Source organism: Nocardia sp. FDAARGOS_372, from assembly GCF_002554515.1.
GTDB classification, from domain to species: Bacteria; Actinomycetota; Actinomycetes; order Mycobacteriales; family Mycobacteriaceae; genus Nocardia; species Nocardia farcinica.
This window is the reverse complement of sequence record NZ_PDDW01000001.1, coordinates 1,716,100-1,741,816: the sequence shown is the minus strand read 5'-3', so window position 1 is coordinate 1,741,816 and position 25,717 is coordinate 1,716,100. Positions and strand designations below refer to the sequence as shown.

Here is a 25,717-nt window from a genome sequence, read left to right as displayed (position 1 = left end):
GTGTTCCGGCAAATCTCCAGATAACTTGTCCGCCACTGCATAGCATCAGGTCATGACGACCGACGAAGTGGTGGAAGGTCCCGTTCGGGCGCTTGCCAAGGCTGCTTGGCAAACCGTTCTGGTGACCGGCGTGCTCTCGGTGATTCTCGGCATTGTCGTCCTGGTGTGGCCCGGCAAGACGCTGGTCGTGGCGGGCATCCTGTTCGGCATCTACCTGGTGGTGTCCGGTGTTCTGCAGCTCATGGCGGCCTTCGGTGCCACCAGGACCGCGGGCATGCGGGTGCTGTACTTCCTCAGCGGCGTGCTGTCGATCGTGATCGGCGTGTTCTGCTTCCGCGACGAGCTGGCCTCGATCCTGCTGCTCGGGCTGTGGATCGGCATCGGCTGGCTCTTCCGCGGCGTCTCGGTGCTGGTCGCGGCGATCTCGGAACCGGCGCTGCCCGGCCGTGGCTGGCAGGGCTTCTTCGGCCTGGTGACCGTGGTGGCCGGCATCGTGCTGATCGTCTGGCCGGTCACCTCGGTCGCGACCCTCACCCTCGTCGCCGGGGTGTGGTTGATCGTGCTCGGTGTGATGGAGATCATCACCGCCATCGGGGTGCGTCGCGACGCCAAGCGCCTCGACGACGCCCTGGGCGACTACCGCCGAATCCCGTGCGCGCCTGAGCTCAGGCGGCGGTGCGCGCGGCGCGGTCCCAGGCCGCGCCGCGCAGCAGTCGCAGCCCGTTGAGGGCGACCAGGATCGTGGAGCCCTCGTGCCCGGCGACGCCGAGCGGCAGCGGCAGGGTGCCCAGCAGGTCCCAGGCGACCAGCACCACGATGAAGGTCGCGGCGATTGTGAGGTTGGCGACGACCACCCGCCGGGCGCGCTGGGACAGCGCGATCACCGCGGGCACGGTGGTGAGGTCGTCGTGGACGACGATGGCATCGGCGGTGCGCAGCGCGAGGTCCGATCCCGCGCCACCCATCGCGATGCCGAGGTCGGCGGTCGCGAGCGCCGGGGCGTCGTTGATGCCGTCACCGACCATCGCGACGGTGTGCCCGGCCGCCTGCTGCGCGCGCACGAGCTCGACCTTGTCCTCGGGGAGCAGCTCCGCGTGGACGTCGCCGATGCCGGTGGCCGTGCCGACGCGGGTCGCGGTGGCATGGTTGTCGCCGGTCATCAGCAGCGGCGGCGCGTCCGTCAGCGCCGCCGTGGCGGCCACCGCCGCGGGCGCCTCGGAGCGCAGCTGATCCGCCACCTCCAGTACCCCGATCGGGTGCTGGTCGCAGCGCACGACGACGGCGGTGTGCCCCGCGTCGTGGGCGCGCCCGACCGCGGCGGCCAGCTGCGGCGCGGGTCGCGCGATTCCGGCGGGGGAGCCGACCTCGACGCGCTTGCCCGCCACGGTCGCGGCCACGCCCCGGCCGGGAACGGCCACGAAGTCCGCCGCGGGCGGAAGCCGCAGACCGCGCTCACGGGCCGCACCCACGACGGCGGCCGCCAGCGGGTGTTCGCTGGGATGTTCGGCGGCCGCGGCCAGGCGCAGCACCTCGTCGGGGGAGTGGGCGGCGTCGAGGACGTGCAGCTCGGCGACCCGGGGGACGCCGCGGGTCAGGGTGCCGGTCTTGTCGAATGCGACCCGGGTGGTGGTGCCGAGGCGTTCCATCACCACCGCCGACTTGACCAGCACGCCGTGCCGCCCCGCGGTGGCGATGGCGGCCAGCAGCGGCGGCATGGTCGCCAGCACCACCGCGCAGGGGGAGGCGACGATCATGAAGGTCATCGCCCGCAGCAGCGCCCGTTGCAGGGTGTCGCCGAGCAGCATCGGCACCGCGAACACGGCCAGGGTGGCCACCACCATGCCGACCGAGTACCGCTGCTCGACCTTCTCGATGAACAGCTGCGTGCGCGCCTTGGTCCGCACCGCCTCCTCGACCATCGCGGCGATCCGGGCCACCACCGAGTCGGCGGCGCGCCGGTCCACCCGGATCCGCAGCGTCCCGGTGCCGTTCGAGGTGCCTGCGAAGACCTCGTCGCCGGCCGTCTTGCCCACCGGCAGCGGCTCGCCGGTGATGGTGGCCTGATCCACGTCGCTGCCGCCGGACACCACCGTTCCGTCGGCCGCGATCCGCTCGCCGGGGCGCACCAGCACCTCGTCGCCGATCTCGAGATCGGCCGCCCGCACGGTCTGCTCGGCACCGTCGACGACGCGGGTGGCGGTGTCGGGTGCCAGGTCGAGCAGTCCGCGCACCGAGTCCTCGGTGCGGGCGGTCGCGATGGCCTCGAGCGCGCCCGAGGTGGCGAAGATGACGATCAACAGGGCGCCGTCGGTGATCTGGCCGATCGCCGCCGCGCCGATCGCCGCGGCGACCATGAGCAGATCCACGTCGAGCGTGCGGCCCCGTAGCGCCCGCAGCCCCGCCAGACCGGGTTCCCAGCCGCCGGTGACGTAGCAGGCCAGATACAGCGTCCACCACGTCCACGGCGGCGCGCCGGCCAGCTGCGCCGCCAAGCCCGCGAGGAACAGCGCGAGCGCCGCTGCGGCCCAGCGGGTTTCGGGTAGCGCGAACATCGGGGTGCGGCTGCGCCGCGGTGGCGCGGGCACCGGGCGGGCCGGGGTTCGGGTCGGCGCGGACACGGGCTACCTCCTGCACGGCGTCACGGACGGTAGGCACGATATCAGAAAGCATGAACACGTCTTCATTTATTGTGCGCGGCGACGGGCGCGGTCCGGCGTACACTCCTGGGTCATGGGACACGGAGTCGAGGGGCGCAGCCGCCCCACGGCGCGGTTGGATGCCGACGCCGCGGCGCAGGTCGCCACGACTCTGCAGGCGCTGGCCACGCCGAGCCGCCTGCTGATCCTGTCCGAACTCCGTCAGGGCCCGAGCCCGGTCACCGAACTGGCCGAGGCCGTCGGCATGGAACAGTCGGCGGTCTCGCACCAGCTGCGGTTGCTGCGCAACCTGGGACTGGTCACCGGCAGCCGCGTCGGCCGCAAGATCGTCTACCGCCTCTACGACGACCACGTCGCCCAACTGCTCGACGAAGCGGTCTACCACAGCGAGCATCTACGACTCGGCCTCGCCGACCGTCCCGAAGCCGCGGGCTGATCCGGGCGTTCGGAAGGGTCGACGAGGCCGGGCGTCGCGAGTTCTCCCGCGTCACTCCGGCACCGCGGCCGGCGTCGCGGACTCCGCGGTCGGCGTCGTCTCGGTGCGGAGCAGGGCGATGGTGAGCAGGGCGCCGATCGCGGCGAGGGCGGCCGCGGCGGCGAAGGCGAGATTCAGCCCGATCCGGTAGGCGTCGGGGGCGGTGGAGTGCCGGGCCACCACCTCGGCGAGCAGCAGCACCGCCGTGACCCCGATGCCCGACCCGACGCGCTGGGCGGTGTTGACGATGCCCGCGGCGATCCCGGCGTCGGCCTTGTCGACGGCGGTCACCGCGGGCGCTGTCACGCCGACGAACGCGGCGGGCAGGCCGATGCCGAGCAGGACCGCCCCCGGCAGCACATCGATGAGATAGCTGCCGTGCTCGGGCAGGCGGGCGAACAGCGCCATGGCCACCGCCTGGAGCCCGAGGCCCCCGGCCAGCACCCGCCAGGAGCCGAGCCGGTCCAGCGCGTACGGGATCAGTGTGCGGGAGACGACGATGTTCACCACGGCCACCGGCAGCACCGCGAGGCCGGACGCGGTGGGACTGTAGTGCTGGGTGTTCTGCAGGTACAACGCCAGCAGTGCGAAGGTGGGGACGTGGGCGGCGCCCACCAGCGCGTTGACCAGAGCCGATCCGCTCACCTGGCGAACGGTGAACAGCCGCAACGGCATCAACGGCCGGGTGCTGCGGGCTTCGAGCGCCACGAAGCAGGCCAGCAGCGCGAGACCCGTCACCAGCAGTCCCGTCGCGAGGGTGCGCGTCGAGGCGTCGCCGAGCGCGCCGACGGCGTACCCGATGATCAACAGCGCGGCGGTGCCGGTGATCGCCCCCGGCACGTCGAGCCGGCGGACGGCACGGACCGGGAGCGGCGGATCCGGCGGGAGCACGCGGACGAAGGCCAGCGCCGCCACGCCCACCGGCAGGTTGATCAGGAATATCGACGGCCAGCCGAACAGATCGGTGAGTGGCCCACCGACCGCGGTGCCGATCGCGGCGCCCGCCGCCCCCATCGCGCTCCACACCCCGAAGGCGCGATGTCGCGCGGCGGGGCCGGTGAACGTCGCGGCCAGCAGCGCCAATTGGGCGGGGATCACCACGGCCGCGCCGAGGCCCTGTAGGGCCCGGGCGGCGATGAGAACCGCCGGTGTGCCGGCGAATCCGGCCAGCGCGGAGGCCGCCGTGAACACGGCGAGGCCGCCCGCGAACACCCGGCGCGGCCCGAGCAGGTCGGCGGCGCGCCCGCCGAGCAGCATGAACCCGCCGAAGGCCAACAAGTAGGCGTTGGTCACCCAACCCAGTCCCGCCTCGTCGAGCCCGAGGTCCGTGCCGATGCTGGGCAGCGCCACGTTCAGCACGGTGGTGTCCAGGAAAACCACCAGTTCGACCACCGTGATCAGGAACAGGACCAGCCGGTCCCGCGCCCCGAGTACACCTCTGCCCGACATGAGCACAACCTTTCATTAGAGCGCCACTACAGTGAAGATAGTTCACTGGAGTACCGCTCTAGTCAAGTAGGATGTGCGGCATGACAGGGAAGACCACCGGCGTGCGGGCCGCCAAGGCCTCGGCCAATCGGGCGAAGATGCTCGCCGCGGCACGGGAACTGTTCACCACCCGCGGCTACACCGCGACCACCATGAAGGCCATCGCCGAGCAGGCCGGCATGGCGGTGCAGACGCTGTACTTCACGTTCGCCACGAAACGCGCGATCTTGTCCGAGCTCCTCGATGTCGAGATCGCCGGCGACACCGAACCGGTGGCCACCATGGACCGGCCCTGGTTCGCGGCGGCGATGGCCGCCGCGCCCGCCGAACAGATCAGGCTCCAAGTCGCGGCCGCGGCAACGATTTACGCGCGGGTGAGTCCGCTGCTCGAGGTGATCCGCTCGGCCGCGGCGACCGACGCCGAGCTCGCCGAACTCTGGCAGATCAACGTCTCCCAGCGGCACACCGTCCAGCTCCGGCTGGCCGAGGCGCTCGCCGCCAAGACGCCGCTGCGGGCGGGCCTCACCGCCGCCCGTGCCGCCGACATCGCCCTCGCCACCCTGGCTCCCGAGACCTACCGGCTGCTCGTGCACGACCGCGGCTGGACCGGCGCCGAGTGGGAAGCCTGGGCCACCGACGCCCTGGTCGGGCAACTGCTCCCGCCGCGCGGCGGCCAGCCGGGGAGCCCGGCATCGGAGGCGATCCGATGACCGTGCTGGTGCTGGGTGGCTACGGAGCCGTCGGCGCTCACCTGGTCCGGCTGCTCCGCGCGCAGGGCATCCCGGCGCTCGCCGCCGGACGCGACGCGACGCGGGCGGACCGGGCGCTCGACGTCACCGACCTGGACAGCGTCGCGGCAGCACTCGCGGGAGTATCGACCGTGGTGAACTGCGCGGGCACCGAAGACGTCCGGCTCGCCGCGGCGTGCGCCGGTCGCGGCATCGCGTTCCTGGAGATCTCGGCCACCTCCGGCTACGTGCGGGCCCTGGAGCGCGTGGACGGGCCGGTCGTCCTCGGAGTCGGACTGGCGCCCGGGCTGACCACCCTGCTCGCCGTCGACGCGCTGGCGAACGGGCCCGGCCCCGTCGACATCATGGTGGGACTCGGCGCTGGCGAACGCCACGGCCCGGCCGCCACCGCCTGGACCTACGGGCTGCTGGGACGGCACTTCGCCGACGCCGACGGCAGCGCCGTCCGCAACTTCACCCGGCCCGCGCGCTTCGCCCTGCCCGCACCGTCCGGCTACCCACCGTTTCCCGCGCTCCGCGCCGACTTCGCCGATCAGCACCGGCTCACCCGCGATTTCGCCGTTCCCGTCCGCACCTATCTGCGAATGGACTCCCGCCTGGCCACCACCGGGTTGGCCGCGCTGACGTGGGCGCCCGCGCTCCGTGCGCTGACGCCACGGCGAATGCCGGGCGGAGACCGGTGGGTGATCCTCGCCCGGCCCGCCGACGGTCCGACACGCTGGGCCACCGGCCGTGGCCAATCACTGGCCACCGCGGTGGTCGCCGCCCTGACCGTCCGGGCAGCGGCACACCGACGCCTCACCACGCCCACGTGGATCCACGAGATCCTCGCTCTCGACACGGTGCGGCAGGAGCTGGCGGCCGCGGGCATCGGTCTCGGGTAGCCGACCCCACCGGTACCTGTGGTGCATAGCACTACTGAATGGAATCGATCCTGGCACACGGACGGCCGACCGGGGCGCGGGCGCTGCGATCGCGGACGGTGGCTGTGTGGAGCCCGCGAGCCGATTACATGACACGTCAACGTGATGTCCGGAAACCGCCGGAACACCGGGCGGCCGACCGCTTGACTGGAGTGGCAGGAACTCCGAAGCGGAAGGAAAGACCGGTCATGGCAATGCGATTCGCCGACAAGGTGGTACTGGTGACGGGCGCGAGCTCGGGGGTCGGGCGGGCGGTGGCCCGGCGGGTGGCCGCCGAGGGCGCCGCGGTCGTGCTGGGCGCGCGCGGCGTGGCGGCGGGGGAGCGGCTGGCGGCCGAGATCCGCGCCGAGGGCGGCACGGCGGTGTTCGTGCCGACCGACGTCACCGTCGCCACCGATATGGAACGGCTGACCGGCACCGCGATGGGGCGGTTCGGGCGGCTCGACGCGGCGTTCAACAACGCGGGCGGGGTGACCGCGGCCGGGTCGGTGCACGAACTCACGCCCGGCCAGTGGGAAGCCGATCTCGGGCTGAACCTGACCAGCGTCTTCCACGGCCTGCGCCACCAGGTTCCGGCCATCGCCGCGTCCGGCGGCGGCGCCATCCTCAACAACGCCTCCAATCTCGGCGTGGTCGGAATGGCCACGGTGGCACCGTATGTGGCCGCCAAGCACGGCGTCGTCGGACTCACCCGGGCGGTCGCGCTCGAGGGCGCCGAGCGCGGTGTGCGGGTGAACGCGGTCCTCTCGGGTGCGATCGATACGCCGGGCTTCCGCACGTCGATGGGCGCCACCCTGGAGGGGGAGGCGCACGTGGCGGGACTGCATCCGCTCGGCCGGATCGGCACGGCGGAGGAGATCGCCGCGTTCTGCGCCTTCCTGCTCAGCGACGAGTCGTCCTTCGTCACCGGCGCGGCACTGTCGATCGACGGCGGCTACACCACCCGCTGAGCCTCCGCCGACCGGGTGGCCTAGCGGTCGCCCGCTCGGTGCAGCAAACCGTCGACCAGTGCCGGGAGCCCGGTGGCGTAGGTGCTGTCGGGGAGGGTCACGAACCGCGGGCCCCATTCGGCCAGCCGCGGGTAGACGTCGGGGTCGAGGTCGGCGAAGACCTGCTCGCGGAAGGTGGGGCGGCCTTCGGCGGCGCGGCGCGCGGAGCCGGTGCGGACGATGATCTCGCCCGCGGTGTAGTGCCAGATCGTCCGGTAGACGCCGACGGCGTCGGCGGGCGCGAGGCCGTACGCGCACGCCGCGTCGACGATCGTCTCGGCGACCCAGAGCGCGGAGATCCCGAACAGGTCGCCGCGCGTGAGAACCTCCACGATCCACGGGCGGGCCGAGAGCACCTCGTGCATCGCCGTGGCCGCCACGATGATCCGCTCGCGGGGGTCGTCCGGCAGCGCCGGCCACTGCACGCGGTCGGCGTAGTCGTCGAGCACCAGGCGTAACAGGTCGTCCTTGTCGCGGACGTGGTGGTAGAGCGCCATCGCGGTGCAGCCGAGTTCGGCGGCCACCCGGCGCATCGTCAGTTTGTCGACGCCCTCGGCGTCGATGATCGACTCGGCGGCGGCGACGATCTCGGCGCGGGAGATCTTCGGCGGGCGGCCGGTGCGCGCGGACGTGTCGGGCATGTACCCATCCTGGCGCATGGGCGGGGGAAGGTGTGGACAGCACCCGATCGGCTGGTTAGTTTTTATACATGTATAAAAACGATGTCGACGGGCGCCACCGTGCCGCGCTCACCGCGGTGGCGGTCGCGCAGTTCCTGGTCGCACTGGACATGGCCGTCATGAACGTCGCGCTGCCCGCGATCCGCGCCGACCTCGGGTTCGCGCCGGTGGATCTGTCCTGGGTGGTGCATGTCTACGCGCTCACCTTCGGTGGATTCCTGCTGCTCGGGGGCAGGGCGTGCGATCTGGTGGGCAGGCGGCGGGTGTTCGTCGTGGGTCTGATGGTGTTCGGAGCAGGCTCGGCGGCCGGTGGATTCGCGCAGGCACCGTGGCAGCTGGTGGCGGCGCGCGCCGTGCAGGGCGTGGCGGCGGCCGCCATCGCGCCCGCGACGCTGGCCACGCTCACCACCACCTTCACCGAAGGGCGGGCGCGGGCGCGCGCGTTGGCGGTGTGGAGTGCGACCAACGCTGTCGGTGGCGCGGGCGGCGTCCTGCTGGGCGGCGTGTTGACCGAATACGCCGACTGGCGCTGGGTCCTGTGGATCAACATCCCGTTCGTGCTGCTCGCGCTGGCCGCGGTGCTCGCCGGGGTGACCGCCGACCGGCGGGCCGCCGCGCGCGATCGTCTCGATGTCTTCGGCGCCCTGCTCGCCACCGCGGGTGTGGGCCTGCTGGTGATCGGCGTCGTGCGCACCGACCACGTGGGCTGGACCTCGCCGGTCACCCTGGCGACGCTCGCCGCGGCCGCCGCCCTGCTCGCCTGCTTCGTCGCGGTGGAGACGCGGGTGGCCGCGCCGCTGGTCCGGCTGAGCCTGCTCGGCAGCCGGTGGGCCGGCGGGGCGAATCTCTTCGTATTCCTGGCCGGGGCAGGACAATTCGCGGCCTTCTACCTGGCGTCGCTGTACATGCAGCAGGTGCTGGGCATGAGCGCGGGCGCGACCGGGGTGGCGTTCCTGCCGTTCTCGCTGGCCGTGGTCGTCGGGACCGTACTGGCGCTGCGTCTGGGCGCGGTGCGCGCGCCGCGCGGACTCATCGTGGCGGGCGGGTCGCTGGCCGCGGTCGGGATGGGCTGGTTCGCCCTGATCAGCCCGGACGGCAGCGTGCTCACCGATGTGCTCGGCCCGGCGCTGTTCGGCGGACTCGGCATGGGCTTGTGTCTGGCGCCGGTCGCCGGCGCCGCCACGATCGGCGTGCCCGCGCATGAGGCGGGGATGGCCTCGGGCGTGTTCAACAGCGCCCGCCAGCTGGGCGGCAGCGTCGGCGTGGCGGCGCTGGCCACGGTCGCCGCCGCGCGCACCGGCGGCGCGACCGATCCGGCGGCCCTCAACAGCGGCTACGCCCTCGGCTTGGCCGTCACCGCCGCCCTGTTCGCCCTCGCCGCGATCGCGGCCGCGGTGGTGCTGCCCGCGAAGAAGCCGACGGACCCGACGACGTCCGGCGAGCCGCGCGCCTCGGTGCCCGCCCGTTGAGCGGTTCCCGGCCCGGTACGCCGGTCCGTCACGGACCGTCCCGGTGGGCCGGTGCACGCCGACGAGGACGGCCCACCCCGATCACAGATACCGGGCGCGCAGCTTTCCCTTGACGAGTTTGCCGGTGGGGGTGCGGGGCAGGTCGTCGGCGAAGTCGAAACTGCGGGGCACCTTGTAGTGGGCGATGCGCTCGCGCAGGTAGTCACGCAGTTCGGCGGCCAGGTCGGGGCCGGGGTCGGCGCCGGGCGCGGGCTGGACGACGGCCTTGACCGATTCGCCCATCTCCTCGTCGGGCACGCCGATCACCGCGACGTCGAACACCTTGGGGTGCAGGGCGAGTGCGTCCTCGATCTCCTGCGGGTAGATGTTCACGCCGCCGGAGATGATCATGAACGCCTTGCGGTCGGTGAGGAACAGGTAGCCCTCGTCGTCGACGTAGCCGATGTCGCCGGTGGTCGTCCAGGTGGGATGGTCGGGATGGACCGCGTCGGCGGTCTTGGCCGGGTCGTTGTGGTAGGCGAAGGGCACGTCCTCGCGCTCGAAGTACACCGTGCCGACCTCGCCCGTGGGCAGTTCCTTGCCGTCCTCGCCGCAGATCCGGATGACGCCGAGCCCCGCCTTGCCGACCGAGCCGGGCTTGCGCAACCACTGCTCGCTGTCGATGAAGGTGGCGCCGTTGGCCTCGGTGGAGGCGTAGTACTCGTGCAGGATCGGCCCCCACCAGTCGATCATCGCGCGCTTGACGTCGATCGGGCACGGGGCGGCCGCGTGCACGGCCACCTTCAGGCTGGACACGTCGTAGCGCGTGCGCACCTGCTCGTCGAGCTTGAGCATGCGCACGAACATCGTCGGCACCCACTGGCTGTGCGTGACGCGGTAGCGCTCGATCGCGGCCAGCGCGGCCTCGGCGTCGAACTTCTCCATCACGACGACGGTGCCGCCCAAGGCGTGCACCACGCCGCCGAACCGCAGCGGCGCCGCGTGATACAGCGGTGCGGGGGAGAGGTAGACGGTCTCGGTGCCGAAACCGTAGAGCGGGCCGAAGATGGCGGTGTAGGTGTCGCCGGGTGCGTCGCCGACCTGGCGCTGCGGCAGCGGCTGCTTGATGCCCTTGGGCCGGCCGGTGGTGCCGGAGGAGTAGAGCATGTCCGCGCCGCGCGGCTGGTCGGACAGCGGTTCGGGGGAGGACGCGGCGAGGGCGTCCTCGTAGGAGGCGTGGCCGGGCACGTCGCCGCCGAAGGCGAGGCGGATCTCGACGGCGGGCGTCTCGGCGACGACCTTCTCCGCGGACTCGGCGAGCGCCGCGGAGACGATCAGTGCGCGGGCGCCGCAGTCGTCGACGATGTAGCTGATCTCGCTCGGCGACAGATGCCGGTTGACCGCGGTGATGTAAAGCCCGGATCGCAGAGCGGCCCAGTAGACCTCGTAGACCTTCGGGTCGTTGCCGGAGAGCAGGGCGAGGTGGTCGCCGGGCCGCAGGCCCGCCGCCCGGAGGTGGCGGGCGAGCCGGACGGAGTTGTCCTCGAGCTCGCGGTAGGTCAGTACCTCGCCGCTCTCGGCCATGATCAGGGCCGGTTTGTCGGGGAAGCTGTCGACGTGTGCGCCGGGGTACATGCGGCTCCTCGGTGAGACGATGCGGTCGGGTTGCTCTGCCCACGGAGGATAGCGGAAAGTGAACGGCGATTCGGTAGTTATCGCGGACCGGTGGTCGCCGCTGGCGGGGCGTGCAGGTGCGCGCCGCAGCTGCATTCGGCCAAGGTGGGGCAGGTGCAGGCGATGCCCCATTCCACGATGGCGCGGGCGCGGGCGGCGGGCGCGGGCCCGGACGCTGTGGCCGGACAGTGCCATCGTGCGGATCGAGCTGGGCTGACCGGTTTCCGTCGCACGGACGGGGGTACGTGCCCGGCACGCGGTGACCGCCCGGGACAGGAGGAGCCCATGTGTCGTCTGTTCGGCCTGTCGGCCGCGCCCGAGCGGGTGCACGCGACCTTCTGGTTGCTCGAGGCTCCGGACAGTCTCGCCGAGCAGAGCCGCCGCGAACCGGACGGCACCGGGCTCGGGGTCTTCGACGAGCACGGCGCGCCCGTGGTGCGCAAGCAGCCGATCGCGGCCTACCGGGACGCCGCCTTCGGTCGGGAGGCCCAGGAATTCGTCTCGCAGACCTTCCTCGCCCACATCCGTTACGCATCGACCGGCGGCCTGTCGGCGGTCAACACTCATCCGTTCACCCAGCACGGCAGGCTGTTCGCGCACAACGGCGTGCTCGGCGATCTGGAGCGCTTGGACGCCGAGCTCGGCGAGTACCGCGCGCTCGTCGCGGGTGACACCGATTCCGAGCGGTTGTTCGCCCTGATCACCATGCAGATCGAGGCGCACGGCGGCGACGTCGGCGCCGGGATCGCGGCGGCCACCCGCTGGGTGGCCGCGACCCTGCCGGTCTTCGCGATCAACCTGGTGCTCATCACCGCGACCGAACTCTGGGCGTTGCGCTACCCGGACACCCACGATCTGTTCGTGCTGCGGCGCAGCGCCGGTGGGCGGCACGGCAGGCATCTCGAGCACAGCGGTTCGGCGGGGCGGATGCGCGCGCGGTCGGGACCGTTGGCCCGGTACCCGGCGGTCGTCGTCGCCAGCGAACGGATGGACGAGGACCCCGGTTGGGAGAATCTGCCGGTCGGGGAACTGCTGCGGGTGGGCGCGGACCAGGCGGTGACGCGGCACCGGATCCTGGACCGGCCTCCGCGGCACCGCCTGACCCTGCGTGATCTCGACCCGCACGCCGCGGCGTCGCAGTCCCCGAGCTGACCGGCGACGGCGGCTACTCGGTGACCACGTGCCACTGCACGAGTTCGGCGGCGCGCGACGGCTGGGTCTTCCACCGGCTCAGCGGGAAGTTCGGGTCTTCGAGGCGGGCCTCCACCCGTCGGTCGGGCGCGAGGTCGGTGACGGTGAGCACGACCGTGCGCGCCCCGAGCGCGGTCGGTTGCAGTGCGCCCGCGATGCGGGTCGCGACCGGCCGCAGCGCCGCCACGCCGGCCGAATCCGGTAGGCACAAGTCGATCTCGACGCCGATCTTGCCGGGGAATCCGACCTCGGTGTCGATGTCCGCGGCGATCACCTCGGCGCCGGCGGGCAGATCCAGTCCGCCGACGAACGCGGCCAGCTCGGGGTCGGCGACCGGACGGGGCCCGGGGCATCCCACGGTGGCCGGCTGCGCCGGGCCGCTCGGCGCCGCGGTCGCCGGGGCGGGTCGGTCGGTGTCGCCCGGTTCGGGCGCGCGGGCCACGACCATCAGCACGATCAGGATCGCCGCCGCGACGGCGATCGCCACCGCGGCGACGGCGGGCTGGGCCGAACGGGTTTGTGGTGCTTCGTCGTCGGGTCGATGCACCTGGGTCATCAGCAGTCCTCCCCACGGTCACGGGTCGTTCTCGGGTTCGGATCCGGGGGAACCGCCTCGGTGTGCCTGGCGGCTTCCCCGGTGCGGGGTACCCGGGACTGGATCCGTCATCGGCCCGGGCACCGATCCCATATTGGAGTGCGGCGATATTTCGTTACGGTCTCCGTCGGCGGCGCTGTCCTTGCTGTTTGCGCCCGCTCTCACGAAAACTTCTGCACCGCAGTGGTATTCACGCCCCGGTGATTTGCGCCACTTTTTGTTTACGGCGGGTGGTCGTTGGTTTTCTGCATGATGCTCAGCGCCTAACGCGCTCCAGCGCGCCGTCGGCAGGCGGCCGCGCTGGCCGTTATATTCCCAATCGGCTATATTGCCGGTATGGCATCAACGTTCGAGGCACTGGCCGAACCCCGTCGCCGGCAGATCCTGGATCTGCTGCGGGAGCGGGAGCGGCTGGTGGGGGATCTGGTCGAGGAGCTGCGCCTGGCCCAGCCGACGGTCTCCAAACATCTCAAGGTGTTGCGCGGCGCGGGACTGGTCGCGGTGCGCCAGGACGCGCAGCGACGGTGGTACCGGCTGCGACCCGAGCCGCTGGCCGAGATCGAAGCGTGGCTCGCGCCGTACCGGCGGATGTGGGAAGCCGGTTTCGACGCCCTCGAACGCCACCTCGACACGATGCCCGACGAGCCCGCCCCGCGGAAAGGACGACGATGACCGACCCCCGAGCTCACCTGCACACTCTCGATGGCGCCCCCACCCTGCGGATGGAACGCCGGTTCGCGCACCCGCCGGAGAAGGTGTGGCGCGCGATCAGCGATCCGCGCGAGATGGCCGCCTGGTTCCCGGCGACCGTCGACACCGAGGTCCGTCCCGGCGCGACGATGCGGTTCACCTTTGCCGACGCGCCGGACACCACCGACGCCACCTCCGAGGGCGAAGTGCTGGAAGTGGATCCGCCGAAGGTCTACATGTTCCGCTGGAATCGGGACGTACTGCGTTTCGAACTCGTGCCCGACGGCGCGGGCACCCTGTTGGTGTTCACCCACGTACTCGGCGGCGGTGCCGCGGGCAGGCGCGGCGCCGCGCGGACCGCGGTCGGCTGGGACCGCTGCCTGGCCGCCCTCGCCGCCGCCCTGGACGGCGCCGCGCCCGCCGCAGCGGAGGGCGCCTGGCTCGCCGACCTCGAGCACTACATCGCCGCCTTCGGCCTCGACACCGGTACCTGCGAGACCACCGCCGACGGCTACGTCCTGCGCTTCGACCGCGACATGATGTGGCAGCCGGTGGAGACGCTGTGGGGGCTGCTGGTCGAGGACGGTGCCCCCGCCGTCGGCGAGACAGCGCCACTGCGCGCGACCAACCAGCACGTCGAGGCGGGCCCGCTCACCGTGGTCGAGCCGCCCACCGCGCTGGCGTACGAGTGGCGCCACGACGGCACCGCCGCGGGCGTCGTCCGGTTCGAGTTCCACGCCGACCCCGACCTCGGCGTCCACGTCGCACTGACCCAGACCGTCCCTCGCGAACTCGCCTCGGCCCGTGCCGAACTGCTCGCCGCCTGGCACGTCCACCTCGAACTCTTCTTCGCCGCGTCGCAGGGCGAGGTGCGTTGCCCCTGGCCGGCCGACCGGGTCGCGGCGCTGACCGATCGCTACGAAGCGGACCTCGCCTCGACCTAGCGCGGCGGTACGACAGGCCCGGGGACCCCACCGCCTCGGGGCATGGCGCGTGCAGTCGGCACCGGCCCGGCCCGCGTGATCAGCCGGGAGCGGACCGGTACGGCAGCGATGGTTTCTCGACTGCTTGGATGAATGCATGCCCATCATCGACGTCACCTGCGCCGATCGCGTCAGCACCGAGGTGAAGAAGGAACTCGCCCGGACCCTTCCGCGCAGTGTCTCGCTGGCGGTCGAGTGCCCCGAGGAGCCCTACGACGGGGATCTGCGGGGCGGGGACGTGATCCTGCGGTTCCACGACGTCGGTCCGCTCGACCGGTTCGATCTCGACGTGCTCATCGAGGTGAAATCCAAGTGGTTCCCGTCGCGCGCGGACGACCGCCGGCGCCGCGCCGACGAGATTCTCGGCCGCGCGGAGGCGGTCGTGCCCGCCGATCACCACGTCGGCGTCTACCTCGCCCTGCCGGTCGCGTCCTGGGCCGAGCCGGACTGAATGCCCCGGGCCGGGGCCTGCCTCGGCGGCTCCGCTCAGCGCAACCTGCCGTCGACACCCGGCGTCCTCGTCGGCGAAAGACGGCGGAGTGCCCCGGCAGGGGTGGGGCGCCGCCGGTGTGCTGGCATGGACGGATGTCTCGCGATGACCTGACCCCAGACGACGTCCTGCTCGGCACCCCGTGGTCGCGCTCGCTCGGCCTGCGGGTGCCGATCGTGAACGCCCCGATGGGTGGGGTGGCGGGCGGGAACCTGGCGGCGGCGGTGACCGCGGCGGGCGGGCTCGGCATGATCGGAATGGGCAGCAGTGCGACGGCGGCGGCCCTGCGCCGCGAACTCGACCATGTCACCGGGCGATTCGGCATCGGCCTGGTCGACTGGGTCGCCGCGCAGGAACCCGCCCTACTCGACACCGCCCTCGCCGCGCGGCCCGCGCTGCTCGCGGTGAGTTTCGGCACCGACCTGTCGTGGGCGGCCCGCGCCCGCGAGTCCGGAATCCGGACGGCCACCCAAGTTTTCACCCCCGACGACGCCCGCCGCGCCGCCGACGCCGGTATCGACGTGCTGGTCGCCCGTGGCGCGGAGGGCGGCGGGCACGGCGCCGCCGAAATGGCGACTCTGCCCCTGCTCGACGCGGTGCTCGCCGCGGTCTCGGTCCCGGTGCTCGCCGCCGGTGGCATCGGCTCACCCGCGAGCCTGGCGGCCGTGCTCGCGGCCGGCGCGAGCGGCGCCTGGATCGGCACCCACCTGGCGGCCTGCACCGAATCGACCCTCTCCGAGTCCGCCCGCCGCGCCATGATCGCCGCCGCGGGCACCGACACCGTCACCACCCACGCCGTCGACGCCGCCCTCGGCTATCCGTGGCCGCCGCGCTTCCCCGCCCGCGTCCTGCGCAACCCCTTCACCGACCGCTGGACCGGCCGCGAGCACGAGCTGCGCGGCGACCCCGAAGCGCGCCGCTCCCTCCGCGCCGCCATCGCCGCCGACCACCCCGACCAGCTGCCCGTCGACGCGGGCGAGGGCGTCGGCATGGTCACGTCGGTCCGCCCGGTAGCCGAGGTGATCCACGAACTCTCCTCCGGCGCAGCGAGATTGCTCCATTCCGTCGCCTCGCCCCACCAGCGGTGAATCATCGGCCGGACAGCAACGACCGGCCCATGTCTCACCGGTCCATCGATCGCCCCGCGGCAACCGCCGCCCCCGCAGCTCCGCGTTCTCACTGAGCGGGAACCGCGGACGGCGGCGGGCCGGTGCCGGTCGATACTGGGCGCGATTGTCAAGCACGCGCAACAGTACGGGCAAATCCGCAGGTAGCCGCGCAGATCCAGGCCGATGTGCGGGTGGATCAGGGATCGCCGCCCGCACGGAACAGGAGTAGTTCGATGTCGGATGTCGGAGATGTTCGCCCCGAGCGGGCCGCCGCGATCAGCGGATGGGACGACGAGGCCGACGTGGTGGTGGTCGGTTACGGGGTGGCGGGGGCGTGCGCGGCGATCGAGGCGGCGCGGGCGGGGGCGGAGGTGCTGGTACTGGAGCGCACCGGTGGGTGGGGTGGGGCGGCGGCGTTGTCGGGTGGGTTCATCTACCTCGGCGGTGGGACGCCGCTGCAGAAGGCGCTCGGGTTCGACGACAGCCCGGAGAACATGGAGACGTTCCTGACCGCGGCGCTGGGCCCCGGGGTGGATGCGGCGAAGATCCACGACTACTGCCAGGGCAGTGTCGAACATTTCGAGTGGCTGGTGGCGCAGGGGGTGGTGTTCAAGGAGGAGTTCTGGGGTGAGCCGGGCTGGGAGCCGCCCGCCGATCAGGGGCTGATGTTCTCCGGTGGTGAGAACGCCGCGCCGTTCAACACGATCGCCACGCCCGCCCCGCGCGGTCATCTGCCCCAGATGGCCGACAAGCACACCGGGGACAAGGGCGGTGGCTACATGTTGATGAAGCCGCTGGTCGAGACCGCCGAATCGCTGGGGGTGCGGGCGGAGTTCGACGTGCGGTTGCAGCGACTGGTGGTCGACGACGACGGGCGGGTGGTCGGCGTGGTCGCCCGACGGTACGGCAAGCCGGTGCGGGTGCGTGCCCGGCGGGGGGTGGTGCTGGCCACGGGCAGTTTCGCCTACAACCAGGAGATGGTGGCGGCGTACACGCCGCTGCTGGTGAACCGGCCCGCGGCCGCGATCGAGGAACACGACGGCATCGGTATCCGGGTGGCGCAGGCGCTGGGTGCGCAGTTGGCGCACATGGACGCCATCGAGGTGGCGATCTTCGCCGATCCGCAGGTGATCGCCCGCGGCATCCTGGTCAACGGGCGCGGGCAGCGCTACATCCCCGAGGACTCCTATCCCAGCCACATCGGGCAGTCGACGCTGATCCGGCAGAACAACGAGGCCTTCCTGATCCTGGACGAAGCCGGGCTCGAGGAAGCGCTCGGCACGGTGTCCACGTTCGCGGCCTCCCGCAATGAGCCGCCGACCTGGGTGGCCGAATCGGTGGCGGAGCTCGAATCGGAGATGGGTTTCCCGGACGGTGTGCTGCAGGCGACCGTCGAGGTCTACAACCGGCATGCCAAGGACGGCGTGGATCCGGTGCTGGGCAAGAAGACCCAGTGGGTCAAGCCGCTGGGTACGCCGTTGGCCGCGTTCGACTTGCGCGGCCGTACCGGCGGTTTCACCCTCGGTGGGGTGCGCACCGATCTGGATTCGCGGGTCCTGCACGTCGCCGGTGACCCGATCCCCGGCTTGTTCGCCGCGGGCCGCTGCACCTCCGGTATCAGCGCGGGCGGCTACGTCAGCGGCGCCTCGCTCGGCGACGGCAGCTTCTACGGCCGCCGCGCGGGACGCGCCGCCGCGCAGGCCTGACGACCGCTCGGCGGCGCGCAAACCGCTGCGCGCCGCCGAACCGGCGGGATAGGCTGCGCCACAGCGAAAGACCGGGAGGTGGGGCACTGGATACGCTGTGGTCGTTCGTCGTCGAGCGCCGCCATCAGCTGATGGTCGACTCCTATCTGCACGTGTCGGCGGTGCTGCAGTCGTTGGTGCTCGCCACCCTCGTCGCCGTGGTCCTCGGCGTGCTGGTCTACCGCAGTCCGCTCGGTTCCGCGGCGGCGACCGCGGCCACCAGCGCGATCCTCACGGTGCCGTCGTTCGCCTTGCTCGGCTTGCTGATTCCCGTCCTCGGCCTCGGCGTGGCCCCCACGATCGTGGCGCTGGTCGTGTACGCGCTGCTGCCGATCCTGCGCAACACCATCATCGGGTTGTCCTCGGTGGATCCGTCGATCGTCGACGCGGCGCGCGGCGTCGGCATGAACCGCCTGCGCGTGCTGGCCCGCATCGAGTTGCCGCTGGCGTGGCCCGCGATTCTCACCGGCATGCGGGTGAGCACCCAGTTGATCATGGGCATCCTGGCGCTGGCCGCCTACGCGAAAGGGCCCGGCCTCGGCAACCTCATCTTCTCCGGGCTGTCCCGGCTGGGCAGCCCGAACGCGGTGCCGCAGGCGTTGACCGGCACGGTGCTGATCATCGTGCTCGCGCTGTTGCTGGACGGCATGTTCCTGGTCGTCGGCCGTCTCACCACGTCGGAGGGGATCCGTGACTGACACCGCAACGCCCACCGCAGCCCCGGCGGTGTCGGGGGTCGAGATCGTGCTCGACGCGGTCACCAAACGCTATCCCGGACATCCCGAACCGGCGGTGGACGAGGTCTCGATGACCATCCCGGCCGGGCAGATCGTCGTGCTGGTCGGCCCGTCGGGGTGCGGGAAGACCACCACCCTGCGCATGATCAACCGGCTCATCGAGCCGACCTCGGGCACGATCACCATCGGCGGCCGCGACGCCCTCACCATGGACCCCGATCGGCTGCGCCGCGGCATCGGCTACTCGATCCAGCAGGCCGGACTGTTCCCGCACATGACCGTGGCCAAGAATGTCGCCACCGTGCCCGGCCTGGTGGGCTGGGATCGGGCGCGGATCGACGCGCGGGTGGACGAGATGCTGGCCCTGGTCGGTCTCGACCCGGCGACCTACCGCGACCGGTATCCGCGGCAGCTCTCCGGCGGTCAGCAGCAGCGGGTGGGGGTGGCGCGGGCGCTCGCCGCGGATCCGCCGGTGCTGCTGATGGACGAACCGTTCGGCGCGGTCGATCCGATCACCCGCGGCGCGCTGCAGGACGAACTGCTGCGGTTGCAAGCCGAACTGGGCAAGACCATCGTGTTCGTCACCCACGATTTCGGCGAGGCCGTGAAGCTCGGTGACCGGATCGCGGTGCTGGGCGCCCGGTCCCGGATCCTGCAGTACGACACGCCCGCGGCGATCCTGGCCGCTCCCGCCGACGAGACGGTGGCGGGTTTCGTCGGCGCGAACGCGGCGCTCGAGCAGCTCACGCTGACCCGTGTCGCGGACGTGGGACTCGGTGACTGCCCGACCGCCGACGAGGACGCGCCCGTCGCCACCCTGCGGCGGGCACTGGCGGGCGCGGACCGGCCGTGGGCGCTGATCCTCGACAGCGCGCGCAGGCCCCTGCGCTGGGTCGACGCCGAGCAGCTGGCCGGTGCGGACAGCCTGACGGGCATCGGAACCCCGGTCGGGGACACGGTTTCGGCGTCCTCGACGCTGCAGGACGCGTTGGCGGCGATGCTCGCCACGGCGACCGCGACCGCGGTGGTGACCGGCGCCGGTGGCGAGTACCGGGGCCTGGTCACCATCGACACCCTCGTCGGGCACCTCTCGGCGCTGCGCGCCGGATCGGCGGGCCGAGGATGACCGTCACGACCGGATCGCTCACCACCGCGGCCCCGCCCGCCGTCCGGCCCGGCGCCGAGCGGCGCGCCGAACGACTGCGCCTGCTCGGGCAGCCGCTGGTGGTGCTGCTGCTCACCGCGGGCGTGCTGGTGTGGGCGTTCCGCCGGGAGCTCACCGTCACCCAGCAGGCCAGTCTCAACGCGCGCACCATCGCCACCGTCACCTGGCAGCACATCCTCATCACGGCCGCGGTCATGCTCATCGTCGTGGTCGTCGCGGTGCCGCTGGGCACGCTGCTGACCCGGCCGCGATATCGGCGGCTCGCGCCGGTGTTCCTCGGAATCGCCAACATCGGCGCCTCCGCCCCCGCGATCGGGTTGATCGTGCTGTGCTATCTGCTCACCCGCACCACCGGGTTCTGGGTCGGCGTGGCGCCCATCGCCTTCTACGCGCTGCTTCCGGTGCTGCGCAACACCATTCTCGGGTATCAGCAGGTGGACCCGATCGTCGTCGACGCCGGACGCGGCCAGGGCATGTCGGCGGCGACGGTGCTGCACCGCATCGAGTTCCCGCTCGCCGTCCCCTACATTCTCGCGGGTCTGCGCACGTCGTTGGTGCTGGCCGTGGGCACCGCGACACTGTCGTTCCTGGTCAGCGCGGGCGGCCTGGGCATCCTCATCGATACCGGCTACAAGCTGCGCGACACGGTGACGCTGGTGGTCGGCGCGGTGCTCGCGGTCGCGCTGGCGCTGCTGGTGGACTGGCTGGGCGCACTGGCCGAGGAGTTCCTCGGCCCGCGAGGGCTGACATGACCGGCCGCCTGCTCGCCCTCGTCGCCGCGCTGTTGCTGGCCGCGGGATGCGGATTGCAGTCCGGCGGCGCGGTGCCGCTGCGCGTGGGACCGGGCAGCATCCGCCCGGTGCCCGAACTCGACGGTGTCGCGGTCACCGTCGGCTCCAAGGACTTCACCGAACAGAACATTCTCGGCTACCTCATCGAATTCGCGCTGTCGGCGGCCGGCGCCGACGTGCGCGACCTGACCAACATCCAGGGCTCCAACAGCCTGCGCGACGCCCAACTGCACGGCCAGATCGACATCGCCTACGACTACACCGGCACCGGCTGGATCAACTACCTCGGCAACGAGACACCCATCCCCGACGAGCGCGCCCAGTTCGACCAGCTGCGAGCCGCCGACCTCGCCGAACACGGCATGCTGTGGACGGCGATGGCGCCGATGAACAACACCTACGCCCTCGTCACCAGCAGACGCACCCAGCAGGAGACCGGCGTGGTCACCCTGTCGGACTACGCTCGCCTGATCGAGCGCGATCCCGCTGCCGCCGCGACCTGCGTCGGCACCGAGTTCAACGTCCGCCAGGACGGTTTCCCCGGCCTGGCCCGCAAGTACGGCATCGACGCGGGCAGGGTGCGCAAACAGATCGTGCAGGACGCCCTGGTCTACCAGGCCACCGCCGATGCCACCCGGTGCCGTTTCGGCTCGGTCGCCGCCACCGACGGCCGCATCCCCGCCCTCGACCTGGTCCTGCTGCACGACGATCTGGGCTTCTTCCCGAAATACAATGCGGCACTGGTCATGCGGGCGGATTTCGCCGAAGCCCACCCGCAGATCGCGACCCTCATGGCGCCGATCTCGGCCCGGCTGACCAATGAAGCCGTCACCGAACTGAATCGACAGGTCGACGTCGAGGGCCGCGAACCCGCCGAGGTCGCGCGCGACTGGATGATCGCCCAGGGCTTGGTCACCGCCGGATGAGCGCGCGGGAGCAGCACCGGGTCGAATCGACGCCGGGGATCCGCGGACCGCGAGCCGCAGCGTCGCCGCCGCAGCACGGCAGGGCGACGGTCACCGCAGGGCGGACGGGCGCGCGGCGTCGTGCCTCGGGTCGAGGGCGGCGGCGATCTCCCGCGCGGCCCGGTGACCGGATTCGGCGGCGCCGTCGATGTAGCCCGCCCAGCGCGTCGCGGTCTCGGTGCCTGCCCAGTGCAGGGGGCCGATGGGGGGTCGCAGGGCGTGCCCGAAGCGGGTGAGGGTGCCCGGCGCGGTGAACGCGCCGTAGCAGCCGCGGCTGTATTCCTCGTCGGCCCAGTCCTTTTCGATGTAGTCGATCGGCGTGCGGGCGCGCGGGCCGAAGTAGCCCGCGAGGTCGTCGATGACCTGGGCGCGGCGGGTCGGATGGTCCATCCGCGAACAGGCGTCGGCGTGGCGGCCCTCCAGGAAGCCGACGAGTACGCCGGGGGAACCGGCGGGCGGGGTGTTGTCGAAGACCACTGCCAGCGGCCGCCGGTCGCTCACGGCCTGACCGCTGAACCCGTCCGCTCGCCAGAACGGTTCGTCGTAGACGACGTTGACTTTGACGACCCGGCCCATCGGCATGCGCTGGACGAGCTGGTCGCGGTCGCCCGGCAGCCCGGGGGAGAAGCGGATGCGCGCGGCCAACGGCGGCGGCACCGCCACCACCGCCCGCCGCGCCCGCACCGTGCCGCCGCCGGCCCGGACCCGCACACCGGCCTCGTCCCATTCGACCTCGGACACGGGACTGCCGAGGACGACCCGGTCACCGAGTTCCCCGGCGAGCGCGATCGCGATCGCTTGGGTGCCCCCGACCACCCGATCCTGCTGGGCGCCGCCCGCGACGCCGATCATGGCGTCGACCCCGCCGCCGGCACCGAGGTAGCAGCTCGCCCACAGCGCGGACAGGTCCTCGGGCCCGGCGGCGAACACCGCCTCGGTGATCACCCGGAAGAACGACCTCCCGGCCGCGGTGTAGGTGGTGCGGCGCAACCAGGTGTCGAAGGTCTGGGCATCCAGGGCTTCGGCGCGTTCGGCGCGCCACGGATCGGTGCGGGCGACCCGCCGCGCGAGACGGTCCAGGCGCAGCTGTGCCTGGGCCACGTCGGCCAACGCCAGCGGGTTCAGCTTGGGTATCGCGCCGGTGTATTCCGCCCGCGACGAGCCGATTTCGGCGATGGCGCGGCCCGTGTCGTGGGTCGGGAAGGTCTGGAGACCGAGCTCGTGGATCAGCGTCATCGCCCGATGCTGGGTGGGGCCGACCCACTGCCCGCCGACCTCGATCGGGCCGCCGCCGGGCAACTCGGCATTGAGCAGTCGCCCGCCCACCCGGTCCCGCGCTTCCAGGACCAGTACCTCGTGTCCGGTGCGCACCAGGTCGCGGGCGGCGACCAGTCCCGCGATCCCCGCGCCGACGACGACGACATCCACCGATCTGTCCACCACAGTCCTCCGCTCCGCATCGGGGCAGGCGATCGTCATCCGCGATCGCCGCCACACTCGATGGCCATACACGGTGTATTCGTCATACATCGTGTATGTGATAAACGTACGGTATGACGTCGTTGCGTGACAAGCACATCGAGGACACCCGGCGGACGCTGCTCGGCACCGCCGCCCGGCTGTTCGCCGAGCGGGAGTACGCCGACCTGTCCGCCGAGGAACTGGTGCGGTCGGCGGGTTTGACGCGCGGGGCGCTGTATCACCACTTCGACGGCAAGAAGGGATTGTTCGAAGCCGTCTTCGACGAGCTGGAACACCGGGCGGCGCACCGTATCCGGGCCGCGGTGGACTCCGCGACCGACCCGTTCGACCGCGTCGACCGCGGCATCGAAGCCTTCCTCGACGTGTGCACCGAGCCCGACTACCGCCACATCGTCCTGCTCCAGGGGCCGATCGCGCTCGGATGGGGGCGGTGGCGCGAGCTGGACCGGCGCCACCTCGGTGGCCTGGTCCTCGAGGGTGCCCGGGAGCTGCTCGGCACCGGCCTGGTCGAGCCGCACCCCCCGGAACTGCTCGCCAGCGCCCTGTACGGCGCGCTGACCGAAATGTCGATGACCATCGCCGAATCCGACGACGTCCAGCGGGGCCGAGCCGACGCCGCCGCGCTGGCCCGCGCACTGCTGGGCGGGCTCCGGCGCTGAACCGGCCCGCTACCGTGCGCCGGATGCGCAGCGCCTGCGCGGCGCCTTCTCGCCGGCCGCCGCCTACGCGGGCAGCCGCATCCTCCGCGTCGCCGGCGGACCCGAGGGGGTCCACCGGAACGCGCCGGCGGAGAACGAGCCGCGCAGGCTGCGGGAGGCCCGACCAGGGGTCGGTCAGCGGAAGACCAGGCCGCCGTCGATGAGGATCGACTGTCCGGTCATGTAGTCGGAGTCGGGCCCGGCCAGGTAGGAGACCAGCGCCGCGACGTCCTCGGGCGTCTGGGCGCGCCCGAGCGCGATGCCGTCGACGAACTTGGCGTAGGTCTCGCCTTCGGCCGCGCCGGTGAGCTCGGCGAAGCGGCGGTCGATGGTGACCCACATGTCCGTGCCGACCACGCCGGGGCAGTAGGCGTTGACGGTGATGCCGTGCGCCGCGTACTCCTTCGCCGCGGCCTGGGTGAGGGCGCGCACGGCGAACTTGGTCGCGCTGTAGACGCCGAGCATCGCGAAGCCGTCGTGTCCGGCGATGGAGGAGGCGTTGACGATCTTGCCCTTCTGTCCCAGCGCCCGGAACTTCGCCGCGGCGGCCTGGATGCCCCACAGCACACCGTCGATGTTGACGCGCCAGATCGTGTCGACGTCGGCCGGGCGGACGTCGTCGATCGGGGCGACCTGGGCGATGCCCGCGTTGTTCACCATCACGTCGAATCCGCCGAGCGCGGTGTACGCGTGGTCGACGGCGGCGAACACCTGATCGCGGTCGCTCACGTCGGCGACGAAGGTCGTTGCCGCCCGGCCGGTCTCGCGGATTTCGTCGGCGACCGCGGCGAGCGTGGACGGGTCGAGGTCGACGAGCGCGAGGTCGTGGCCGTCGCGGGCCAGGCGCAGGGCGATGCCGCGGCCGATTCCGCGCCCGCCGCCGGTGACGAGGACGACGCTCATGCCGCCACCTCCGCCGGATCGACGAGCACCTTCATCTTGGTGCCCGCGTGCAGCGCCTCGAAGCCCTCGTCGATGACCTGCTCGAGGGCGATCGTCTCCACCCAGCCGGTGGCGTCGTAGCGGCCCTGCGCCATGAGGTCGATGACCGCGCGGTAGTCGGCGGAGGTGTAGCACAGCGAGCCCTGGATGCGGGATTCGTTCATGACGAGCCGTTGCAGCGGTGTGGTCAGCGGCTTCTCGTAGATGGCGACGCTGATCAGCGGCCGGCGCGCGCCCAGGCACGCCAGGGCGGTCTCGACCGCGGGTTGCACGCCCGCGGCGTCGTAGGTCGCGTCGGCGCCCGCGCCGTCGGTGGCGTTGTCGATGAACGCGGGGACGTCGATCGCGGTCGGGTCGAGGGTGGTGGCGCCGAGCGCTTCGATCGCGGCGCGTCGGGTGGGCGACGGTTCCACGACGTAGATGTCGTCGAGACCCTTGGCGCGCAACGCGAACCAGAGCCCGATGCCGATCGGTCCGGCGCCGAAGACCATGGCGGTGTCCTCCGGCTTGGGATCACCGAGCGTGGCGGCGTGGTAGGCCACCGACATCGGCTCCACGAGCGCGCCGAGCTCGAGCGGCACCGAGTCCGGCAGCCGATGGATCATGTGGGCCGGGACCACGGTGTATTCGGCCATGCCGCCGTCGGACATCAGGCCGTGGAAACCGATCCGGCGGCAGATGTTGTAGGTGCCCGCCCGGCAGGGGCCGCAGTGGCCGCAGGTGTAGAGCGGTTCGACGGCGACCCGGTCGCCGGGCTCGATGCCGGTGACACCGCTGCCGACCTCGGTGACCGTGCCGGAGAACTCGTGTCCGAGCACGAGCGGCAGCTGCCGGTGGGTGAGCGGATGCGGTTCGGTGGGCACGAAGATCGGCCCGGCGTAGTACTCGTGCAGGTCGGTGCCGCAGATGCCGTTGAAGCCCACCCGTAGTTTCACCTCGCCGGGCCCCGGCTCGGGTTCCGGTACGTCGACGACGTCGACCTTGTTCGGGCCGTAGTACACAGCTGCTCGCATGGGTTGCCACTCCTGTTCCCTCGGCGGGGCGCCGATCC

The 25,717-nt window shown here is 72.0% G+C and carries 25 protein-coding genes; 17 read left to right on the top strand and 8 right to left on the bottom strand.

Translation table 11 applies throughout. The features are described from left to right. The first annotated feature begins 52 nt into the window (after window positions 1-52). Window positions 53-727 carry an HdeD family acid-resistance protein gene (locus tag CRM89_RS08670; protein WP_098083706.1) on the top strand — a complete coding sequence of 225 codons (675 nt, stop codon included), beginning with the start codon at window positions 53-55 and terminating at the stop codon, window positions 725-727. Here the strand turns inward: CRM89_RS08670 and CRM89_RS08665 are convergent. Continuing rightward, window positions 666-2,618 (bottom strand): heavy metal translocating P-type ATPase, encoded by a 1,953-nt coding sequence (locus tag CRM89_RS08665; RefSeq protein WP_098083705.1) that lies wholly within the window; start codon window positions 2,616-2,618, stop codon window positions 666-668. The genes CRM89_RS08670 and CRM89_RS08665 overlap by 62 nt on opposite strands. 112 nt (window positions 2,619-2,730) lie before the next feature. On the opposite strand from CRM89_RS08665, the gene CRM89_RS08660 reads away from it, so the two are divergent. After that, the gene (locus tag CRM89_RS08660) at window positions 2,731-3,093 is read left to right on the top strand and encodes a metalloregulator ArsR/SmtB family transcription factor (protein ID WP_011209637.1); all 363 of its coding nucleotides are present in this window, start codon (window positions 2,731-2,733) and stop codon (window positions 3,091-3,093) included. A gap of 51 nt (window positions 3,094-3,144) precedes the next feature. Here CRM89_RS08660 and CRM89_RS08655 read toward each other — a convergent pair whose 3' ends face one another. Next, window positions 3,145-4,581: an MFS transporter gene (locus tag CRM89_RS08655; RefSeq protein ID WP_172964464.1), complete on the bottom strand. Its 1,437-nt coding sequence runs from the start codon at window positions 4,579-4,581 to the stop codon at window positions 3,145-3,147. A gap of 80 nt (window positions 4,582-4,661) precedes the next feature. Here CRM89_RS08655 and CRM89_RS08650 point away from each other — a divergent pair, with 80 nt between their 5' ends. The 3 genes from CRM89_RS08650 to CRM89_RS08640 all read left to right on the top strand — a co-directional run bounded on the left by CRM89_RS08650 (window position 4,662) and on the right by CRM89_RS08640 (window position 7,242). After that, entirely contained in the window at window positions 4,662-5,330 is a 669-nt protein-coding gene (locus CRM89_RS08650; protein WP_098086930.1) for a TetR/AcrR family transcriptional regulator, read from the top strand. Further along, the gene (locus CRM89_RS08645; RefSeq protein WP_098083703.1) at window positions 5,327-6,253 is read left to right on the top strand and encodes an NAD-dependent epimerase/dehydratase family protein; all 927 of its coding nucleotides are present in this window, start codon (window positions 5,327-5,329) and stop codon (window positions 6,251-6,253) included. Before CRM89_RS08650 ends, CRM89_RS08645 begins: the two co-directional genes overlap by 4 nt. Before the next feature lie 227 nt (window positions 6,254-6,480). Then, window positions 6,481-7,242 (top strand): SDR family NAD(P)-dependent oxidoreductase, encoded by a 762-nt coding sequence (locus tag CRM89_RS08640; protein ID WP_098083702.1) that lies wholly within the window; start codon window positions 6,481-6,483, stop codon window positions 7,240-7,242. 20 nt (window positions 7,243-7,262) lie between these two features. Here the strand turns inward: CRM89_RS08640 and CRM89_RS08635 are convergent, their stop codons facing one another. Continuing rightward, window positions 7,263-7,922 (bottom strand): TetR/AcrR family transcriptional regulator, encoded by a 660-nt coding sequence (locus CRM89_RS08635; protein WP_098086929.1) that lies wholly within the window; start codon window positions 7,920-7,922, stop codon window positions 7,263-7,265. Between the two features lie 68 nt (window positions 7,923-7,990). On the opposite strand from CRM89_RS08635, the gene CRM89_RS08630 reads away from it, so the two are divergent. After that, window positions 7,991-9,430 carry an MFS transporter gene (locus tag CRM89_RS08630; RefSeq protein WP_098083701.1) on the top strand — a complete coding sequence of 480 codons (1,440 nt, stop codon included), beginning with the start codon at window positions 7,991-7,993 and terminating at the stop codon, window positions 9,428-9,430. An 81-nt stretch (window positions 9,431-9,511) separates the two neighbouring features. Here CRM89_RS08630 and CRM89_RS08625 read toward each other — a convergent pair whose 3' ends face one another. Continuing rightward, on the bottom strand, window positions 9,512-11,044 hold the full coding sequence (locus tag CRM89_RS08625) for an acyl-CoA synthetase (protein ID WP_098083700.1): 1,533 nt from the start codon (window positions 11,042-11,044) through the stop codon (window positions 9,512-9,514). Window positions 11,045-11,368: 324 nt separating this feature from the next. Between CRM89_RS08625 and CRM89_RS08615 the strand changes: the two genes are divergently transcribed. Continuing rightward, complete coding sequence (locus CRM89_RS08615) at window positions 11,369-12,235, top strand: class II glutamine amidotransferase (RefSeq protein ID WP_060590778.1); 867 nt, start codon at window positions 11,369-11,371, stop codon at window positions 12,233-12,235. A gap of 13 nt (window positions 12,236-12,248) precedes the next feature. Here the strand turns inward: CRM89_RS08615 and CRM89_RS08610 are convergent, their stop codons facing one another. Next, window positions 12,249-12,830 carry a hypothetical protein gene (locus tag CRM89_RS08610; protein ID WP_011209626.1) on the bottom strand — a complete coding sequence of 194 codons (582 nt, stop codon included), beginning with the start codon at window positions 12,828-12,830 and terminating at the stop codon, window positions 12,249-12,251. A gap of 375 nt (window positions 12,831-13,205) precedes the next feature. Here CRM89_RS08610 and CRM89_RS08605 point away from each other — a divergent pair, with 375 nt between their 5' ends. The 9 genes from CRM89_RS08605 to CRM89_RS08565 all read left to right on the top strand — a co-directional run bounded on the left by CRM89_RS08605 (window position 13,206) and on the right by CRM89_RS08565 (window position 21,505). Beyond that, window positions 13,206-13,541 (top strand): helix-turn-helix transcriptional regulator, encoded by a 336-nt coding sequence (locus CRM89_RS08605; RefSeq protein ID WP_060590780.1) that lies wholly within the window; start codon window positions 13,206-13,208, stop codon window positions 13,539-13,541. After that, window positions 13,538-14,503, top strand: coding sequence for an SRPBCC domain-containing protein (locus CRM89_RS08600; RefSeq protein WP_098083699.1), 966 nt, complete (start codon window positions 13,538-13,540; stop codon window positions 14,501-14,503). Before CRM89_RS08605 ends, CRM89_RS08600 begins: the two co-directional genes overlap by 4 nt. Before the next feature lie 136 nt (window positions 14,504-14,639). Continuing rightward, on the top strand, window positions 14,640-14,993 hold the full coding sequence (locus CRM89_RS08595) for a hypothetical protein (protein ID WP_098083698.1): 354 nt from the start codon (window positions 14,640-14,642) through the stop codon (window positions 14,991-14,993). A gap of 134 nt (window positions 14,994-15,127) precedes the next feature. Continuing rightward, window positions 15,128-16,120, top strand: a complete 993-nt coding sequence (locus CRM89_RS08590) for a nitronate monooxygenase family protein (protein WP_107646860.1) — start codon at window positions 15,128-15,130, stop codon at window positions 16,118-16,120. A gap of 254 nt (window positions 16,121-16,374) precedes the next feature. Next, window positions 16,375-17,847, top strand: a complete 1,473-nt coding sequence (locus tag CRM89_RS08585) for an FAD-dependent oxidoreductase (protein ID WP_011209615.1) — start codon at window positions 16,375-16,377, stop codon at window positions 17,845-17,847. 131 nt (window positions 17,848-17,978) lie between these two features. After that, on the top strand, window positions 17,979-18,584 hold the full coding sequence (locus tag CRM89_RS08580; protein ID WP_011209614.1) for an ABC transporter permease: 606 nt from the start codon (window positions 17,979-17,981) through the stop codon (window positions 18,582-18,584). Continuing rightward, complete coding sequence (locus CRM89_RS08575) at window positions 18,577-19,749, top strand: ABC transporter ATP-binding protein (RefSeq protein WP_098083697.1); 1,173 nt, start codon at window positions 18,577-18,579, stop codon at window positions 19,747-19,749. The genes CRM89_RS08580 and CRM89_RS08575 overlap by 8 nt, the downstream gene beginning before the upstream one ends. After that, complete coding sequence (locus tag CRM89_RS08570; RefSeq protein ID WP_172964463.1) at window positions 19,746-20,540, top strand: ABC transporter permease; 795 nt, start codon at window positions 19,746-19,748, stop codon at window positions 20,538-20,540. The genes CRM89_RS08575 and CRM89_RS08570 overlap by 4 nt, the downstream gene beginning before the upstream one ends. Further along, on the top strand, window positions 20,537-21,505 hold the full coding sequence (locus CRM89_RS08565; protein ID WP_060590791.1) for a glycine betaine ABC transporter substrate-binding protein: 969 nt from the start codon (window positions 20,537-20,539) through the stop codon (window positions 21,503-21,505). The genes CRM89_RS08570 and CRM89_RS08565 overlap by 4 nt, the downstream gene beginning before the upstream one ends. 90 nt (window positions 21,506-21,595) lie before the next feature. Here the strand turns inward: CRM89_RS08565 and CRM89_RS08560 are convergent, their stop codons facing one another. Beyond that, window positions 21,596-22,984 carry a flavin monoamine oxidase family protein gene (locus CRM89_RS08560; protein ID WP_229434657.1) on the bottom strand — a complete coding sequence of 463 codons (1,389 nt, stop codon included), beginning with the start codon at window positions 22,982-22,984 and terminating at the stop codon, window positions 21,596-21,598. Window positions 22,985-23,097: 113 nt separating this feature from the next. On the opposite strand from CRM89_RS08560, the gene CRM89_RS08555 reads away from it, so the two are divergent. Further along, the gene (locus CRM89_RS08555) at window positions 23,098-23,685 is read left to right on the top strand and encodes a TetR/AcrR family transcriptional regulator (protein ID WP_098083696.1); all 588 of its coding nucleotides are present in this window, start codon (window positions 23,098-23,100) and stop codon (window positions 23,683-23,685) included. Window positions 23,686-23,859: 174 nt separating this feature from the next. Here the strand turns inward: CRM89_RS08555 and CRM89_RS08550 are convergent, their stop codons facing one another. Both CRM89_RS08550 and CRM89_RS08545 read right to left on the bottom strand, forming a co-directional pair. Then, window positions 23,860-24,627: an acetoin reductase gene (locus CRM89_RS08550; protein WP_011209608.1), complete on the bottom strand. Its 768-nt coding sequence runs from the start codon at window positions 24,625-24,627 to the stop codon at window positions 23,860-23,862. After that, entirely contained in the window at window positions 24,624-25,679 is a 1,056-nt protein-coding gene (locus CRM89_RS08545; protein WP_060590797.1) for a 2,3-butanediol dehydrogenase, read from the bottom strand. The genes CRM89_RS08550 and CRM89_RS08545 overlap by 4 nt, the downstream gene beginning before the upstream one ends. Between the last annotated feature and the right edge of the window lie 38 nt (window positions 25,680-25,717).

Coding starts and splice junctions, on each gene's coding strand:
- CRM89_RS08670 (WP_098083706.1), top strand. CDS start 53: ATGACGACCGACGAAGTGGTGGAAGGTCCCGTTCGGGCGCTTGCCAAG.
- CRM89_RS08655 (WP_172964464.1), bottom strand. CDS start 4,581: ATGTCGGGCAGAGGTGTACTCGGGGCGCGGGACCGGCTGGTCCTGTTC.
- CRM89_RS08595 (WP_098083698.1), top strand. CDS start 14,640: ATGCCCATCATCGACGTCACCTGCGCCGATCGCGTCAGCACCGAGGTG.
- CRM89_RS08565 (WP_060590791.1), top strand. CDS start 20,537: ATGACCGGCCGCCTGCTCGCCCTCGTCGCCGCGCTGTTGCTGGCCGCG.
- CRM89_RS08635 (WP_098086929.1), bottom strand. CDS start 7,922: ATGCCCGACACGTCCGCGCGCACCGGCCGCCCGCCGAAGATCTCCCGC.
- CRM89_RS08545 (WP_060590797.1), bottom strand. CDS start 25,679: ATGCGAGCAGCTGTGTACTACGGCCCGAACAAGGTCGACGTCGTCGAC.
- CRM89_RS08585 (WP_011209615.1), top strand. CDS start 16,375: ATGTCGGATGTCGGAGATGTTCGCCCCGAGCGGGCCGCCGCGATCAGC.
- CRM89_RS08650 (WP_098086930.1), top strand. CDS start 4,662: ATGACAGGGAAGACCACCGGCGTGCGGGCCGCCAAGGCCTCGGCCAAT.
- CRM89_RS08640 (WP_098083702.1), top strand. CDS start 6,481: ATGGCAATGCGATTCGCCGACAAGGTGGTACTGGTGACGGGCGCGAGC.
- CRM89_RS08630 (WP_098083701.1), top strand. CDS start 7,991: ATGTATAAAAACGATGTCGACGGGCGCCACCGTGCCGCGCTCACCGCG.
- CRM89_RS08600 (WP_098083699.1), top strand. CDS start 13,538: ATGACCGACCCCCGAGCTCACCTGCACACTCTCGATGGCGCCCCCACC.
- CRM89_RS08625 (WP_098083700.1), bottom strand. CDS start 11,044: ATGTACCCCGGCGCACACGTCGACAGCTTCCCCGACAAACCGGCCCTG.
- CRM89_RS08555 (WP_098083696.1), top strand. CDS start 23,098: ATGACGTCGTTGCGTGACAAGCACATCGAGGACACCCGGCGGACGCTG.
- CRM89_RS08645 (WP_098083703.1), top strand. CDS start 5,327: ATGACCGTGCTGGTGCTGGGTGGCTACGGAGCCGTCGGCGCTCACCTG.
- CRM89_RS08580 (WP_011209614.1), top strand. CDS start 17,979: ATGGTCGACTCCTATCTGCACGTGTCGGCGGTGCTGCAGTCGTTGGTG.
- CRM89_RS08615 (WP_060590778.1), top strand. CDS start 11,369: ATGTGTCGTCTGTTCGGCCTGTCGGCCGCGCCCGAGCGGGTGCACGCG.
- CRM89_RS08610 (WP_011209626.1), bottom strand. CDS start 12,830: ATGACCCAGGTGCATCGACCCGACGACGAAGCACCACAAACCCGTTCG.
- CRM89_RS08590 (WP_107646860.1), top strand. CDS start 15,128: ATGTCTCGCGATGACCTGACCCCAGACGACGTCCTGCTCGGCACCCCG.
- CRM89_RS08660 (WP_011209637.1), top strand. CDS start 2,731: ATGGGACACGGAGTCGAGGGGCGCAGCCGCCCCACGGCGCGGTTGGAT.
- CRM89_RS08550 (WP_011209608.1), bottom strand. CDS start 24,627: ATGAGCGTCGTCCTCGTCACCGGCGGCGGGCGCGGAATCGGCCGCGGC.
- CRM89_RS08605 (WP_060590780.1), top strand. CDS start 13,206: ATGGCATCAACGTTCGAGGCACTGGCCGAACCCCGTCGCCGGCAGATC.
- CRM89_RS08570 (WP_172964463.1), top strand. CDS start 19,746: ATGACCGTCACGACCGGATCGCTCACCACCGCGGCCCCGCCCGCCGTC.